Source organism: Rhizobium sp. Root491 (assembly GCF_001427205.1).
Classification (GTDB): Bacteria; Pseudomonadota; Alphaproteobacteria; order Rhizobiales; family Rhizobiaceae; genus Agrobacterium; species Agrobacterium tumefaciens.
In genome coordinates, this window is record NZ_LMFF01000001.1 from 566874 (window position 1) to 580900 (window position 14027).

General features: G+C 59.8%; 17 protein-coding genes. 4 read left to right on the forward strand and 13 right to left on the reverse strand.

Annotation, left to right across the window (positions count from 1 at the left end; all coding sequences use genetic code 11):
• Positions 1-114: 114 nt before the first annotated feature.
• The 7 genes from mnhG to ASD46_RS02845 are packed head-to-tail and all read right to left on the reverse strand — an operon-like array spanning position 115 to position 6063.
• Positions 115-447 (reverse strand): monovalent cation/H(+) antiporter subunit G, encoded by a 333-nt coding sequence (gene mnhG / locus ASD46_RS02815; RefSeq protein ID WP_060641839.1) that lies wholly within the window; start codon positions 445-447, stop codon positions 115-117.
• A complete protein-coding gene (locus tag ASD46_RS02820; RefSeq protein ID WP_003512027.1) occupies positions 444-830 on the reverse strand; it encodes a cation:proton antiporter in 387 nt (128 codons plus the stop codon). The genes mnhG and ASD46_RS02820 overlap by 4 nt, the downstream gene beginning before the upstream one ends.
• A complete protein-coding gene (locus ASD46_RS02825; RefSeq protein WP_025592795.1) occupies positions 827-1306 on the reverse strand; it encodes a Na+/H+ antiporter subunit E in 480 nt (159 codons plus the stop codon). Before ASD46_RS02825 ends, ASD46_RS02820 begins: the two co-directional genes overlap by 4 nt.
• The gene (locus tag ASD46_RS02830; protein ID WP_025592793.1) at positions 1303-2880 is read right to left on the reverse strand and encodes a Na+/H+ antiporter subunit D; all 1578 of its coding nucleotides are present in this window, start codon (positions 2878-2880) and stop codon (positions 1303-1305) included. Before ASD46_RS02830 ends, ASD46_RS02825 begins: the two co-directional genes overlap by 4 nt.
• Before the next feature lie 20 nt (positions 2881-2900).
• Positions 2901-3278 carry a Na+/H+ antiporter subunit C gene (locus tag ASD46_RS02835; RefSeq protein WP_003509263.1) on the reverse strand — a complete coding sequence of 126 codons (378 nt, stop codon included), beginning with the start codon at positions 3276-3278 and terminating at the stop codon, positions 2901-2903.
• The gene (locus ASD46_RS02840) at positions 3278-3697 is read right to left on the reverse strand and encodes a Na(+)/H(+) antiporter subunit B (protein ID WP_003512013.1); all 420 of its coding nucleotides are present in this window, start codon (positions 3695-3697) and stop codon (positions 3278-3280) included. The genes ASD46_RS02835 and ASD46_RS02840 overlap by 1 nt, the downstream gene beginning before the upstream one ends.
• Positions 3694-6063: a putative monovalent cation/H+ antiporter subunit A gene (locus ASD46_RS02845; RefSeq protein WP_060641840.1), complete on the reverse strand. Its 2370-nt coding sequence runs from the start codon at positions 6061-6063 to the stop codon at positions 3694-3696. Before ASD46_RS02845 ends, ASD46_RS02840 begins: the two co-directional genes overlap by 4 nt.
• A 205-nt stretch (positions 6064-6268) precedes the next feature.
• On the opposite strand from ASD46_RS02845, the gene msrB reads away from it, so the two are divergent.
• Together msrB and ASD46_RS02855 are read left to right on the forward strand one after the other, a co-directional pair.
• Positions 6269-6676 (forward strand): peptide-methionine (R)-S-oxide reductase MsrB, encoded by a 408-nt coding sequence (msrB, locus tag ASD46_RS02850; protein WP_003512009.1) that lies wholly within the window; start codon positions 6269-6271, stop codon positions 6674-6676.
• Between the two features lie 116 nt (positions 6677-6792).
• Positions 6793-7419, forward strand: coding sequence for a LysE family translocator (locus ASD46_RS02855; RefSeq protein ID WP_025592786.1), 627 nt, complete (start codon positions 6793-6795; stop codon positions 7417-7419).
• A gap of 20 nt (positions 7420-7439) precedes the next feature.
• Here the strand turns inward: ASD46_RS02855 and ASD46_RS02860 are convergent, their stop codons facing one another.
• The 4 genes from ASD46_RS02860 to ASD46_RS02875 form a co-directional block, all read right to left on the reverse strand.
• Complete coding sequence (locus ASD46_RS02860; protein ID WP_060641841.1) at positions 7440-7937, reverse strand: GNAT family N-acetyltransferase; 498 nt, start codon at positions 7935-7937, stop codon at positions 7440-7442.
• A 107-nt stretch (positions 7938-8044) separates the two neighbouring features.
• Positions 8045-8713 carry a PAQR family membrane homeostasis protein TrhA gene (trhA, locus tag ASD46_RS02865; protein ID WP_013635699.1) on the reverse strand — a complete coding sequence of 223 codons (669 nt, stop codon included), beginning with the start codon at positions 8711-8713 and terminating at the stop codon, positions 8045-8047.
• A gap of 188 nt (positions 8714-8901) precedes the next feature.
• Positions 8902-9222: a TraR/DksA family transcriptional regulator gene (locus ASD46_RS02870; RefSeq protein ID WP_003512004.1), complete on the reverse strand. Its 321-nt coding sequence runs from the start codon at positions 9220-9222 to the stop codon at positions 8902-8904.
• 61 nt (positions 9223-9283) lie between these two features.
• Positions 9284-9694 (reverse strand): universal stress protein, encoded by a 411-nt coding sequence (locus tag ASD46_RS02875; RefSeq protein WP_025592781.1) that lies wholly within the window; start codon positions 9692-9694, stop codon positions 9284-9286.
• A 272-nt stretch (positions 9695-9966) separates the two neighbouring features.
• On the opposite strand from ASD46_RS02875, the gene ASD46_RS02880 reads away from it, so the two are divergent.
• Both ASD46_RS02880 and ASD46_RS02885 read left to right on the forward strand, forming a co-directional pair.
• Positions 9967-10827 (forward strand): VOC family protein, encoded by an 861-nt coding sequence (locus ASD46_RS02880; RefSeq protein ID WP_035197998.1) that lies wholly within the window; start codon positions 9967-9969, stop codon positions 10825-10827.
• Positions 10828-10910: 83 nt separating this feature from the next.
• Positions 10911-12095 (forward strand): AI-2E family transporter, encoded by a 1185-nt coding sequence (locus tag ASD46_RS02885; protein ID WP_035197996.1) that lies wholly within the window; start codon positions 10911-10913, stop codon positions 12093-12095.
• Between the two features lie 7 nt (positions 12096-12102).
• On the opposite strand, the gene ASD46_RS02890 is transcribed toward ASD46_RS02885, so the two are convergent.
• Positions 12103-13179, reverse strand: coding sequence for a bifunctional transcriptional activator/DNA repair enzyme AdaA (locus tag ASD46_RS02890; RefSeq protein WP_060641842.1), 1077 nt, complete (start codon positions 13177-13179; stop codon positions 12103-12105).
• A gap of 116 nt (positions 13180-13295) precedes the next feature.
• Complete coding sequence (locus ASD46_RS02895; RefSeq protein ID WP_025592779.1) at positions 13296-14021, reverse strand: polysaccharide deacetylase family protein; 726 nt, start codon at positions 14019-14021, stop codon at positions 13296-13298.
• Positions 14022-14027 lie beyond the last annotated feature (6 nt).

Here is a 14027-nt window from a genome sequence, read left to right on the forward strand (position 1 = left end):
ATTTTTTCAGTTCAAAACAGTCTAATTGGAATACAAAAAATCACGGGTAATAAAATACTATGCCAAGTAGTAATGCAAAACGAAGACCCCCCATTATTAGGGGGTAATTCAACTTCAAATTCTCTTTAGGTCATCAACTACCGATTTATCAGCAAGTGGATAACCTGCCTTGTGTGCAGCCATTGCAAGAAGATGTGCGGAGACCGGTGCTGTCAGAACAAAGAAAAAGAAACCGGCAAGTGCCCGTGCCAGCGTCGATATTTCCGTGGAATGAATGCCGACAGCCAGCAGCAACAGGCCTGAGCCCACCGTTCCCGCCTTGGAAGCCGCATGCATGCGGGTGTAGACATCCGGCAGGCGATTAAGCCCGATTGCCGCAATCAACGAGAAGGCGGCACCTGAGACCGTCAGTGCCGCAACCAGAATAGCCACGATCCAGCCCATCATCGCCCGCCCCTTCTTTTTCCACGCCTGGATACTTGTTTTTCAGGCTTTTCAACAACTTCCGATGCCCGCTCGCCGTCCAGAACAGCCTTTGTCCTGCGCCTGCCATCTGCACCGCGCGACAGGACGAAGCGGGCAAAAGCCACCGTTGCGAGAAAACCCACCAGTCCGAGCGCAATGGCGATATCGACATAAAGATCGACGCCGGTGCGGATGGCGATAACCGCAATGAAGCCGATGGCGATACCGACCAGCATGTCGAGCGCGACGATTCGGTCCGGCAAGGTCGGACCGACGACGACGCGATATACTGTCAGCAAAAAGGCAGCGGACAGTACAACCGTGGCAAGTACAGTTGCAAATGAAACTATGAGTTCCGGCGTCATCCCTGAAACGCCTCCATGATCTTTTTTTCGAAGCCGTTTCTGATGTCATTCTTGGCGGCTTCGATATTGCTGCAATCGATCGCGTGGACGTAGAGCGTTGTTTTATCCTCGGAAACATCGACCGAAAGTGTGCCGGGGGTCAGCGTGATGAGATTGGCAAGCAGCGTGATCTCGAAATCCGTCGTCAGCCTGAGCGGATAGGCGAAGATACCGGGCTGCACATCGAGCTTCGGCCGCGTCACCATCACCGCCACCTTCCAGGCCGACAGCGCCAGCTCCTTGAAGAACAGCAGCAGCAGCGACAGCACGCGGACGGGACGCAGCCGATGACGGCCGTCCTTGGGGATCTGGTGACGGATAAGGCCCAGCGCCAGCGCCGAGACGATAAGGCCGAAGAGAATGTTCGCCGGCGTGACGCTGCCGCTCACAGCGAGCCATACGCCAACGAAGAGCAGTAACAGGATGTAGCGGCTCATGGTCTGCTCCCTTCGGGAAACACCGACTGGATATAGGCTTCGGGGTTGCCAAGCCCCGCAGCCGCCTGCTGGCTGAGATTGAGCAGGCTTTCCGGAAACAGGCCGAAGAACACCACCAGCAATGTCAGCCCGACCAGCGGGACGAAAGAAGGGGCCGCCAGAGGCGACGCAGGCAGCGACGGCGCCTGGCCGGTTGAGGCCACTGCCGGGCGCCAGAAACATAAGAGGAAGACCCGCCCGAAGGCGATGGTGGCGATGAAGCCGGACAGGAGAAGGGCGGCGGCAAGCCACCAGGCGCCGATATCGATCGCCGATTTGACGAGAACCACCTTCGGCCAGAAGCCGGAAAACGGCGGCAGTCCGGAACCGGCGAAAAACAAGGCGAGCGCGAGGCCCGAAAACCACGGCGCCTGCCGATAAAGGCCACCGAGCGAAGTCAGGGCGAAACTGCCGCCAAGACGGGCGGCGTGGCCGGCGGCGAGATAAAGCGCCGTCATCAGCACCATGGAGTGCAGCGCGTAAAAGATCGCGCCGGCAACGCCGGAGGGCGTGCCGATGGCGATGCCCGCCATCATGTAACCGATGCCCGATATGACGATGTAACCGAGCATGCGGCGGATATCGTTCTGTGCCAGCGCACCCATGACGCCGAGCACCATTGTCAGCGCCGCAGAGATGGCGATGACGATACTAAGCTCCTCCCGCTCGACCGGAAACAGCATGACCATGACGCGCATCAGCGCGTAGATGCCGACCTTGGTGAGCAGGCCGCCGAACAGGGCGGAAACGACGATGCGCGGCGTGTGATAGGAGGCGGGCAGCCAGAAATTCACCGGAAAGGCCGCCGCCTTCATGGCGAATGCGAGAGCAAACAGGCTGGCAAGCGTCATCAGCGGAGCCGTGCCGCGCAGCTGCGTCGCCTTCAGCGCGATATCGGCCATATTGAGTGTGCCGAAGATGGCATAGAGATAACCGACCGTGATCAGGAACAGCGTCGTGCCGATGAGGTTGAGGATGGCGTATTTCAGCGCGCCATCGATCTGCTCGCGCGTGGAGCCCAGCACGATGAGGCCGAAGGACGAGATCAGCAGCACCTCGAACCAGACATAGAGGTTGAAGAGGTCGCCGGTCAGGAACGCACCGGTGACACCCGCCATCAACAGCATCAGGAACGGATAAAAACCGTATCGCCTGCCGCTGGCGTCGATATCGGCGCTGGCATGGATGGCACCGGCCAGCGCTACGATGGCGGCGGCGAGCGACAGCAGCGTGCCGGTCAGATCAGCCGTAAAGGCAATGCCGAAGGGTGGCAGCCAGCGGCCCATGACCATGGTGAACGGCCCTTGGGTCACGACCTTCCACAGAAGCGCAGCATCGAGCATTACCAGCAGAACAAGTGCCGTGATTGCAATGGGCGCATGCAGACGCATGGTGTGGCGCAGCATCATCAGCACCGCACCTGCGCCTATTGAGAGCGCGACGGGAAGGATGATCAGCCAGTCGGATAGCGGCACGGGTGCCGTGACAAGCGCTGCGGAAAGATCTGATATTGCGGAAGTGGTGGATGAAGCCATGTGTCTGTGCCCCGCCCCGCTCAATAACCGAGCGGCGGCAAAGGCTCGCCTGCCGGTTCTGCGGTGCGCATTTCGTCGGTGTCGTCGGTCTGCAATTCCTGGAACGCGCGCCAGGTCAGCACCAGCAGGAAACAGAAGAAGGAAAAGGAAATGACGATTGCCGTGAGGATAAGCGCCTGCGGCAGCGGATTGGCGGCACCCGCCGGCAGCGTGTCCATGCCGGGCGGAATGATCGGCGGCACTTCGCGCGTCAGCCTTCCCGCCGTGAACAGCAGGAGGTTGACTGCGTTGCCGAGAATGGCGATGCCGAGCAGCATGCGGATGCTGTGGCGCGAGAGCATGAGATAGATCGCCACCGAAAAGAAGATGCCGACGAGAATGGAGAAAACAGCTTCCATCAGTCGCTATCCCTTTCTTCCAGAGCCAACGCAATGGAGGTGATAGCACCGACCACGACGAGATAAACGCCGATATCGAAGGACATGACGGTGGAGAGTGGCACTTCCACACCGAGCAGGCTCGGATAGACCCACAGCCCGGTCATGAAGGGCACGCCGGCCGCAATCGAGACGAGACCAGACAACATCGCCAACAGCAGCCCCGCGCCGGCAATGGACAGCGGGTGGTACACGATGGCGCGCCGGACCGCGGCCACACCATAAGCGATGCCGTAGATCGCCAGCGCCGAGACCGCGATCAACCCGCCGATGAAACCGCCGCCCGGCTCGTTATGGCCGCGCAGCAATACAAAGATGGAAAACAGCACCATGAGGCTGGTGACTACGGGGGCGACGGTGCGCAGGATAAGCGTGTTCAAGCCCGCGCTCCCTTCTTCTTCGCTACTTTTACTGGTCCCTTGATGGCAGCATCCGGGCGGATGCGGATGAGCGCGAGAATGGCCAGGCCTGTTATCATCACCACCGCAATCTCGCCCAGCGTATCCGTGCCGCGGAAATCGACGATGATGACATTCACCACATTCGCCCCGTGGGCGATGACCTTGGAATAGGTGTTGTAGAAATCGGTGAGGCGATTATCGAACGACGCTTCCGTCGCCCGCATCAGGAACAGGGCAAAGCCGGTTCCGCATGCAATGGCGATGGTGCTGTCCAGAAACTTCTGGCCAGGGCCGCGATGGTCTGACGGAGACAGGCGAAGCCGTGTCATCACCAGCGTCAGAATGACCACGGAGAGGGTTTCGACCATGAATTGCGTAAACGACAGATCGGGCGCGCCGAACAGCAGGAAGATGACCGCCACCGCAAACCCCTGAATGCCGAGCGCGATGATGGCCGTAAGCCGGCTGGACGCCGTAAGCACCGCGACAAGGCCCGCAACCGCGATGCCAATGAAGGTCAGCTCATGGATTTTCATGTCGTGCGGCCACGCCGGCATGGACGGCAGTTCGCCATAGAGAAACAGCGGCGCAAGCAGCACGACGGCAATGACGGCGAAAGTGGCGGTGACGTAAAATTCCAGCCTGCCGGGCTGGATAAGCCTGACAACATGGAACGAGATTTTGACCAGCGTTTCGATGAAAACATCGAAGCCCCTGTCCGGCCCTGCACCCAGCGCCTTGAAGGTGCGCACCATCAGGCCGCGAACGGCGGAAAGCTGCATGTAGAGGACGATGCCGAGCGCGATCGTCAGCAGCGACAGGCCGAGCGGCACGCCGATATGGGGAATGAGCGAGATTTCCACCGGGCGCGCCTCACCCGCGATCGCGCTTGCCATCGGCGTCGAAATGTAAAAATGCGAAAGGCCAGCGAAGAGAGCGATGGTCAGCCCCTTTATCGCCAGCAGCGCCGGGCCGAGCCACAGCAGCAGTGGTCCCTCATGCGCGTGTTTCGGGGTTTTCACGGGCTTGCCGAGGAAAGGTTTCAGCGCCACGGCAAAAGCGACGGCAAACATCAGCGCATTGCCGAGAATGGCGATGCCGGTGAACAGCACGGCACGCGGATTGCCATGCGCCAGCGCATAATAAATCTCTTCCTTGGCGAGAAAGCCGAAAAAGGGCGGCAGGCCGGCCATGGAGATGGCCGCGGCAAGTGCTGCCGCAAAGGTGATCGGCATGGCTTTTCGCAAGCCGCCGAGCTTCGTCACATCGCGGGTTCCGGTCTCGTGGTCGATGATGCCGGCAACCATGAACAGTGCGCCCTTGAACAGCGAATGCGCCACCAGATAAAGCACAGCCGCCTCGATCGCGTGGTCAGAGCCGAAGCCGGTCAGCATCACCAGCAAACCGAGCGAGGACATGGTGGTATAGGCCAGCATCAGCTTCAGGTCGGTCTGGCGCACGGCCAGCAGCGCGCCGGTCAGCATGGTCAACCCGCCGAAGAACGGCAGCAGGATCTGCCAGGCAGCGGTATCGCCGAGAACGGGGTTGAGGCGCATCAGAAGATAGACACCGGCCTTCACCATGGTTGCCGAGTGCAGATAGGCCGAAACCGGCGTTGGTGCCTCCATCGCGTTGGGAAGCCAGAAATGGAACGGAAACTGCGCCGATTTGGTGAACGCGCCGCCGAGAACCAGCAGCAGCGCAGCCAGATATAACGGGCTGTCGCGTAATATATCGCCGCCACGCACCAGCATGGACAATTGCGTCATGCCGCTCATGTCCCAGATGAAGATCAACCCGGCGAGCAGCAGCAGACCGCCGCCGCCCGTTACCACCAGCGCCTGCAAGGCGGCACGGCGTGCGGCCGGGCGCGCATGGTCGAATCCGATCAGCAGGAACGAGGTTATCGAGGTCAGTTCCCAGTAAACGAACAGCATCAACAGGCTGTCCGAAACCACGATGCCCAGCATCGCGCCCATGAACAGAAGCAGGAAAGACAGGAAGCGGCCCTGCTGCGGATGCCCCTTCATGTAACCGCCGGCATAAAGCACGATCAGCAGACCGATACCGGTGATCAGAAGTGCAAAGGTCAGCGACAGGCCGTCGATGAACCACGAAAAGCTGAGGTTGAAACTTGGAACCCAGACGTAACCGCCCGTGACCACGCCGCCAGCCGCCACCTGCGGCAGCATCAGTGCGAAATGGACAAAAGCCAGCGCGGGCGCGATCGCCAATATCCAGACGGCATTGTGACCTAATCTTTTCACCAGCATCGGTGCGGCAAGCGCTGCCAGAAACGGCAAAAACAGCGACAGGAATGTCAGCTGCGTGACATCTGATGTCATTCACATCTCCCAGGGCTTCCCCTACCCCTGTACGCCCATGAACGGCGTTCTCTTCAAATCGTATTTTTCAGTTAAGGCATAGACACCGCCATCTCAACCCAAATCGACTCTCATACCTGCCCATAACGTACTCGTTATGACAGCTGCCCTCTTTCAATCTGCAGCGCCGATGCCTATTTCTGGCAGGAACAGAAAGGATCATTCCATGAGCGATCTGACATCCCCGAAAGTGAACAAGAGCGATGCCGACTGGCGCGAGCAGCTGACGCCGGAGCAATATCGCATCCTGCGTGAACACGGCACCGAGCGCCCATTTACCGGTCCCTACTGGGACACGTTCCAGAAAGGCCTCTATCGCTGCGCCGCCTGCGACGAGCCGCTGTTCCTCTCCGATACCAAATTCGATGCAGGTTGCGGCTGGCCGAGCTATTTCGAACCGGTGAAACCGGGTGCGGTGACGGAACATCGCGATGCGACGCTTGGCATGGTGCGCACCGAAATCCGCTGCGCCAATTGCGGCGGCCACCTCGGCCACGTCTTCCCGGACGGCCCACCGCCCACCGGCCTGCGTTATTGCATCAACGGCCATTCGATGGTGTTCGAACCGATCTGATGAGAGACAGGTAACGGCCGGTTGCCTGCCGGCCGTTTTTGCGAAGAAAATGACCGTCTCGACAGCCGGACCGGAGAGTGAGATTATCGCGATCTCACTCCTTCCGGATCACCATCATGGCGCTCGAAACCATCCTCATATTCATTCCCGCCTGCTTTGCCCTGAACATGGCGTTCGGGCCCAACAATCTCCTGTCGATGACGGTTGGTGCGCGATACGGCATGGCAACGGCAGTGATGGCCGCGAGCGGCCGGCTGGTTGCGTTTGCGGGCATGATCGCGATCGCCGCTTTGGGCCTCGGCGCACTTTTGATGGCTTCCGAAATGATGTTTTCGCTGATCAAATGGATCGGCGTTCTCTACCTGCTTTGGATCGGCTTCAAGCTCATCCGCTCAAGGGCGGACGTCACCGCTCCCGATATCTCCTCGGGCAACGGAAATATTCTCAAGACCTTTCTGCGGCAGGAGTTTTTTGTCGCCTCCGGCAATCCGAAGGCCATCCTGATCTTTACGGCCTTTTTCCCGCAATTCATCCAGCAGGATGCCTATTGGCAGAGCTTCGCCACGCTCGGCGCAATTTTCCTGCTGCTCGAGGTGGTGGCCATCACCGTTTATGCCTTTGTCGGTTCGCGACTGTCCGGTCTTATGCGCAATGCGCACGCCCTAAAGCGCGTCAACCGGATCAGCGGCTCGATGATGATGGCTTTCGGCGTCATGCTGGCCTTCGCCCGGCGCCCCGCCTGAGAGAAATCCCGGCCCGCGTACTAGTTCAGTTTAAGCTCCATGCAAGTCAGGTCCAGCCAGCGGCCGAACTTTGTGCCCACTTCCGAAAACCGGCCGGCAACGGTGAAACCGAGGCTTTCGTGCAGGCGGATGGAGGCGCCGTTTTCCGATTCGATCGCGGCGATCAGCACATGCACATCGTTGCCGGAGGCGTGGTCGATGATCGCCTGCATCAGCCGCTTGCCGATGCCGTGGCCGCGCGCGTCCTTGTGGACATAAACCGAATGTTCGCGGGTGTGGCGATAGCCGTCGAAGGCGCGCCAGTCGCCATAGGAAGCATAGCCGGCAACCTTGCCGTCAAGAATCGCGACGATCACAGGAAAGCCGCGTGACTTGCGGGCGGAAAACCATTCCTTGCGGTTTTCCAGATCGACCAGCACTTCGTTCCAGATCGCCGTCGTGTTCAGGACCGCGTCGTTGTAAATCTCCATGATGCCGGAAAGATCGCCCACGGTGGCATCGCGCAGTTCCAAACTCATTATCGTTCGCCCTCATTCTTGTCTGCATCGCGCGCCCAACGTTCCGGGGCACGACCTTCAGGCGAGCATTAGGCGATGACGCGGATGGCTGTCCAGTGCTCTCTAGCTCAGGAAGACATGGGAACGAGGCTGAAGGAAGTGACCACGGCAAAATAGTGGACAACGGCGGCGGCAACGACGAAACCGTGCCAGATGGCGTTCTGGAATCGCAGCTTTTCCCAGACATGGAAGACCACGCCGAGCGAATAGATGACACCGCCAGCGACAATCAGCCAGAGCGTGACGGGGGCCAGATGCGTCGAGAGCGGCTGCACCACCATGATGCCGCTCCAGCCCATGGCGAGATAAAGGCCTATGGCGACCCGGTCGTAACGGCCGGGAAACACGCATTTGAGCAATATGCCGCAGATGGCGGCAAGCCAGATCAGCCCCAGCATGGTGGCAATCAGCGGCTCGTGGATACCGCGCATCAGGAACGGCGTGTAGGTGGCGGCGATCAGGATGAAGATCGCCGAGTGATCCAGCCGGCGCAGGAACCATTTTACGTTGGAATGCGGCCAGATATTATAGGTGAAGGACACGGAAAGGCAGGCGACAAGGCCGAGTCCGTAAATCCAGGCGGCCGCGATGGCGCTGAGGCTGCCCCAGACGGTCGCGTAAAAAATCAGCGCCGTGGCGCCCACCAGCGCAAAAACGATACCCACGCCGTGGACGATACCATCGGCGACAATCTCGTGAAAATCATACTGGCGACCAAACCGCCACACGTTACTCATAGTCCATTCCCGTTTGCCTGCTTGTGGCCAAGCATGACGGCAATATTAGACAGGAACAAGACAGCAGCCGGTTAACGGCGATCAAATTGCGTTCCGGGCTGTTGCGAAAGGAGAGGTTGAGTGGCGGCCTCGCCGTTTCCCTCATTCCTGCGCTTGTCACAGGAATGAGGAGGGAAAAAGGAGCGCCCTCACAAGGCCGCAGCGCATTCCTGGCAGAACGGCGTATAGGGCACGGCTTTCAGGCGGTCTTCCGAAATTTTCTTGCCGCATTTGACGCAGGTGCCGTAGGTACCGTTCGCGATGCGGTCCAGTGCGGCGTCGATGGCGCGCAGCTCGTCCTGGCCCACCTGCCCTATTTCATCAAGCACCTCGTCATTGCTGCGTTCAGCGGCGCGATCGTCGTCATCGGGGTTGCGCGGCTCTTCGAAATCCGCCTCGATTTTGTGCAGGCGGCTGTAAAGCTCGCGCTGGCGGTCGCGCAGGATTTTCTCGTAACTTTCGACATTCATGGTCTTCTCCTCCAGCCGGTGCGGGCGAAAATCGCCCGCAACCCCAAGATTTCAACTCACTTTACCTGTCAATCAGCACCGAGCACTTGGCATGGCGCACCACGCGGTCGGCGGTGGCGCCGATGAAATAATTGGTAAAGTCAGGCATATGCGATGCGATGATGATGAGATCGGCCTTGTGCTCTTCGGCAGCGGCAATGATTTCACGCGCCGGCGCGCCGCTTCTGATTTCGTGCTTGCCCTTGAAGCCGGCCTTCGCCTGAATATCCGCAAGTTTCGTCTTGGCATCCTTGATGGCATTTTCGATGAGGTCTACCGGCAGGTCGATCGCCATATAGCCGGGCAGTTCCTCAACCACATTGATGAGGACGATCTCGCCATCGACATCCAGCAGCGCCTTGGCCTTGGCGAGAATCTTCTCTCCCTTGTCGATGGCGCTGAGGTCTACCGGTACGATGATTTTCTTGTACATGGCTATCTCCTTTGGCGTAATCTGCCGTTCACGTGTCGGGCTCATATTTCCCTGCCGATGCGCCCTTCGCCTTGATTGAAGTCAAAGCTGCGTCGGAGCAGCAACAGGGGCATTGTCAACGAATAGTGGACGGTCAATCGCCAGATGGCGATCTTTGCTGAACGACAAAACCCGCCCATATTCACCACAAATGAACGCCGCAAAGCGGCGTCGGCTGATGCAGACGCGCAAATCCGCGTCGTCAGCACGCCGGATTCAATATGGAGATTATGATGAGTGAAATCAAACAATTCGCCCTGACGCGGCCGGCTTATGTCGGTCAGGCTCATCTTGTCGTTCACGATCTGCCGCGCATTTCGGAATTCTACCAGAAAATCATCGGCCTCTCCGTCATCGAGAAAAGCCCGAGCGGCGAGGTTCTTGGTGTCAACGGCCAGCCGCTGCTGACACTTTCCACCTCCGGCACGGTTGAACGCGCGCCGCGCAATGCAGCAGGACTGTTCCACACCGCCTTCCTGATGCCGCGCCGCGAGGATCTGGCCCATTGGCTGGCCCATGCCGCGCACAACAATATCCAGCTTCAGGGCGCATCCGACCATCTGGTGAGTGAAGCGATCTATCTGGCCGACCCCGAAGGCAACGGCATCGAGGTCTATCGCGACCGGTCGCCGTCGGAATGGACCTACCAGCAGGACGGCACGGTGGAGATGGCTACGCTCCGCCTCGACCTACAGGCGCTGTATGACAGTGCGCCGAAAACGGCGTTCGAGGCCGCCGCCGATGGAACGGCCATCGGCCACATGCATCTGCAGGTCGGCAATATTCCGCAGGCAGATGAGTTTTATCAGGATGTGCTGGGGTTGAAGATCATGGCGCGTTATCCGGGTGCCAGCTTCTTCGGCTCAGGCGCTTATCATCACCATGTGGCCGCCAATATCTGGAACAGCCGCGGCGCCACGGCCCGCAAGGACAACATGACGGGCCTTTCGGGCTACTCGCTGAAGTTCAACGATAGTGCGGCGCTCGATACTGCAACGGCCGCTCTCGACCGGCTGGAAATAGCTACAGAACGGCAGAGCGACGGTATTGTTCTCAAAGATCCGTGGGGCATAGGCCTGAAGCTTTCCGCGTAAAGACCACGGGGCGGCAGAAATTTTTGCCGCTCCGGAACCGCCTCATTTTTCGAACGTTTGATGTCTTATTGGGGGACAGTTCGATGAATGAGAATGCCAGGCCGGAAAAAACCGGCATATTGGGCAATATCGGTCGGCGCGCCGCAAACGCTCCGTCGACGAGGGCCGACCCTTTCGAGGGTCTGGCGTCCGGGTCGCACCGTGACGACGCGCGCAGCCAGCAACCGCTTGGCCGAGAAGCGCTCGATGTGGCCGTTGCATGGTCGGTTATCGGCATTTTTCTCGTCGTCATGATGGCGGTCATTCATGAATTGTCTCTGATCCTCATACCGGTGGTGCTGGCGATTGTCGTGGGCATGATCCTCGGCATCGCGGCGGAAAAGCTCAGTTCCTATGGCATTCCCGGAGCCGGTGTCGCTGTCATTCTCTCCGGCCTTGTCGCGGCCGTGATGTTTTTCGTGATCAATTCGCTGATCGACCCGTTGTCGCAGCTCGCCTCCGAAGGACCAGCGCTGATCGAACGCAGTATGGACCGCTTCCTGCCCTATCTTCAAAGCATCCGATGGCTGAACATTTCGGCAGCGACCTTCAGCATGGGGTCGATTTCGATGGAGTCGCTGATTTCGCGCAGCGGCGAGATAATTTCCCTGCTCGGTTCCAACGTCACCCCCGCAGTCGTTCAGGGCATGATCTTCCTCGCCGCGCTTTTGATGTTCCTCTACAGCCGCCTGCGGCTGCGCAAGGCGATCATCATGGCCTTTCCGGCCCGGCACCAGCGGCTGAGGGCCATTCGCATCATCGCTTCGGTGGAAGAAGTGCTCGGCACCTATTTTGCCACGGCAGCGCTGATCTATGCGGCGCTGGGCGTGACGATGGTGGCGATCGCCTATTTCGGCGGGCTGGCCATGCCGCTTCTGTGGGGGCTCTTCGCCTTCCTCTCCAGCTTCGTGCCGTTTCTCGGCATCACCGCCATGACGGTGTCGCTGGCGGTGGCAGGCATCATCACGCATGACAACATGGTGCTGGCGTTGCTGCCATCCGCGATCTTCTTCACCATTCACCTGTTGATGGAAAACCTGGCCTTTCCGGCAGTGGTGGGCCGCAACATGGAGATCAACCCCTTCCTCGTCTTCGTGATGATCATCTTCTGGACGTGGATGTGGGGTGCTGCGGGCGCCATGCTGGCACTGCCGCTGTCGCTGATCGCCATGACAGTAACGCGCGAGCTGTTTCCTTCACGCCGCATCGTTCCAAACCTGCCGGCCTGATGGCCGGTCAGGAGGCGAGAGGGATGCGGAGCTTATCGGCCATGCGCCGCTCGTGCTCGATCAACCATTTCTTCCGCCACAGCCCACCGCCATACCCGGTCAGGCTGCCATCTGCGCCCAGCACCCGGTGGCAGGGAACGACGATGGCAATCTGGTTAGCGCCATTGGCGCGGGCGACGGCACGCACGGCGGATGGCCGTTGCATCGACGTCGCAAGCGAAGAATAGCTGACGATCTCTCCCGCCGGTATCTCCCGCAATGCGTGCCAGACATCGCGCTCGAAGGGTGTGCCGTGTCCGGCAAGCCGGGTTTCGAAGTCAGCCGAGTGCCCGGCGAAATAGGCCGCGAGTTCTGCTGCGATCTGGCCGGTGACCGGCGTCCTGCCCAGCACCATATCCGCGCCGGTGCGGGCCTTCAGCCGCTTCAATTCGGCCGGAAGCGCTGGCCGGTCAGCAAATTCTAGAAGATGCAGGGCGTGATCATCGGCAACGACCAGCATCGGACCGATCGACGTGTCGATCCAGTCGCCCTTCAGGAACCCCTTGCCCTTCATGGCGGCGGGAGAGGTGCCGAAGAACTGGTTGATGGCCGAGCGGAAACCGCTGCCGGATTCATATCCGGCATCGATCTGCGCGCCGATCACGGCTTCTCCTGATGCGAGGCTTGTCGCCGCATCTCCCAGCCGCCGCAACCTTGCGATTTCCAGAAAACTCATGCCGAAACGGCGTTTGAAGGTGCGACGCACCGTGGAAGGGTCATGGCCCATCGCCACCACATCGTCCTCACGCCAGCGCCGCGCCGGTTCGTTTTCCAGTGCCGTCAGAAGGGTGGTGACGGTTTCATCCGCCGTGCCATAGGAAAGCATCGGCTTGCAGCGCTTGCAGGGGCGGAAGCCAGCTTCCAGACATTCGGCGATGGTTTCGCGAAAGCGGCAGTTTTCGATCTTCGGCTTTCGCGCCGTACAGGTAAAGCGACAGAAAATCTTCGTCGAGGTCACGCACACATAGGCCACGCCCTCATAGGCGGGGTCCTTGTTCACAAGGGCGGAATATAGGGTTTCGGTGTCGGGGCGTTTGAACAGCATGGGAGGATGCTAGCGCAAATTTGCGCGGTATGCCGCCGAAAAACGGGCGTGGATGTGGGATGCTCATTTCCCTCGTTCCCGTGCTTGTTACAGGAATGAGGAGAGAGCCGCCGCGCTCAATTACCCGGCGGCGTAAACGACGGGTCGTCCAGCCTTGTGAACACCACGCCGCGCGCCTTCAGCGCCAGAAGGCCCCTCACCACGCCCTCACCCGCTTCGTGGGTAGGCTGGTTGATGTGGGAGATGATGACGTCGCCGTCCCTGGCCGAAGCGATGTGCTTTGCCGTGGCGGCCGCGCCCAGAAGCGAGCCGCCATCGCCATTGACGGAATAACCCGCCACCCGCATGCCGAGCCTGTTGATAGTGGCCATGGACGAGGTGGTATATTTCGCCGTCGCACCGCGAAACCATTGCGGTTGAAGACCGGTCATGGCGACAATTGCCTGCCTGCCGCCCTCGACCTCCTGCTCGACTGCCGCTTCCGAGCCGGCAGCGGCAATGCCGTAGATGGCAAGGGGCTTGTCCACCGCTGGCACATGGTTTTCGCCGTGGTTTTCAATCTCGAACAAATCCGGATGCGCCATCATTACGGCAAGTGCTTCGCTGTTGTGCTTCAGCCAGCGGGCAGTGACAAAGATCGTCGCCGGTATCTTTTCCTGCACCAGCGTATCGAGAATGCGATGGTCGGTCTTGCCCATGCAGGCGTCCAGAGTCATCGCCACCCGCACCCTGCCGTCATGCCTCGGCGTCATTTTCAGCGTCGGCTCGACGAGACCCGTCCCCGCGAAGGCGGCAGTGGAGAGCGACAGGAAGAGAGCGGCAAAGGGCAGGCTACGCAGCATTTTTCA

Bases quoted from the DNA above. Each gene is read 5' to 3' on its own strand.
- mnhG (WP_060641839.1), bottom strand. From the start codon at position 447: ATGATGGGCTGGATCGTGGCTATTCTGGTTGCGGCACTGACGGTCTCA.
- ASD46_RS02820 (WP_003512027.1), bottom strand. From the start codon at position 830: ATGACGCCGGAACTCATAGTTTCATTTGCAACTGTACTTGCCACGGTT.
- ASD46_RS02825 (WP_025592795.1), bottom strand. From the start codon at position 1,306: ATGAGCCGCTACATCCTGTTACTGCTCTTCGTTGGCGTATGGCTCGCT.
- ASD46_RS02830 (WP_025592793.1), bottom strand. From the start codon at position 2,880: ATGGCTTCATCCACCACTTCCGCAATATCAGATCTTTCCGCAGCGCTT.
- ASD46_RS02835 (WP_003509263.1), bottom strand. From the start codon at position 3,278: ATGGAAGCTGTTTTCTCCATTCTCGTCGGCATCTTCTTTTCGGTGGCG.
- ASD46_RS02845 (WP_060641840.1), bottom strand. From the start codon at position 6,063: ATGACATCAGATGTCACGCAGCTGACATTCCTGTCGCTGTTTTTGCCG.
- msrB (WP_003512009.1), top strand. From the start codon at position 6,269: ATGAGCGATCTGACATCCCCGAAAGTGAACAAGAGCGATGCCGACTGG.
- ASD46_RS02855 (WP_025592786.1), top strand. From the start codon at position 6,793: ATGGCGCTCGAAACCATCCTCATATTCATTCCCGCCTGCTTTGCCCTG.
- ASD46_RS02860 (WP_060641841.1), bottom strand. From the start codon at position 7,937: ATGAGTTTGGAACTGCGCGATGCCACCGTGGGCGATCTTTCCGGCATC.
- trhA (WP_013635699.1), bottom strand. From the start codon at position 8,713: ATGAGTAACGTGTGGCGGTTTGGTCGCCAGTATGATTTTCACGAGATT.
- ASD46_RS02870 (WP_003512004.1), bottom strand. From the start codon at position 9,222: ATGAATGTCGAAAGTTACGAGAAAATCCTGCGCGACCGCCAGCGCGAG.
- ASD46_RS02875 (WP_025592781.1), bottom strand. From the start codon at position 9,694: ATGTACAAGAAAATCATCGTACCGGTAGACCTCAGCGCCATCGACAAG.
- ASD46_RS02880 (WP_035197998.1), top strand. From the start codon at position 9,967: ATGAGTGAAATCAAACAATTCGCCCTGACGCGGCCGGCTTATGTCGGT.
- ASD46_RS02885 (WP_035197996.1), top strand. From the start codon at position 10,911: ATGAATGAGAATGCCAGGCCGGAAAAAACCGGCATATTGGGCAATATC.
- ASD46_RS02890 (WP_060641842.1), bottom strand. From the start codon at position 13,179: ATGCTGTTCAAACGCCCCGACACCGAAACCCTATATTCCGCCCTTGTG.
- ASD46_RS02895 (WP_025592779.1), bottom strand. From the start codon at position 14,021: ATGCTGCGTAGCCTGCCCTTTGCCGCTCTCTTCCTGTCGCTCTCCACT.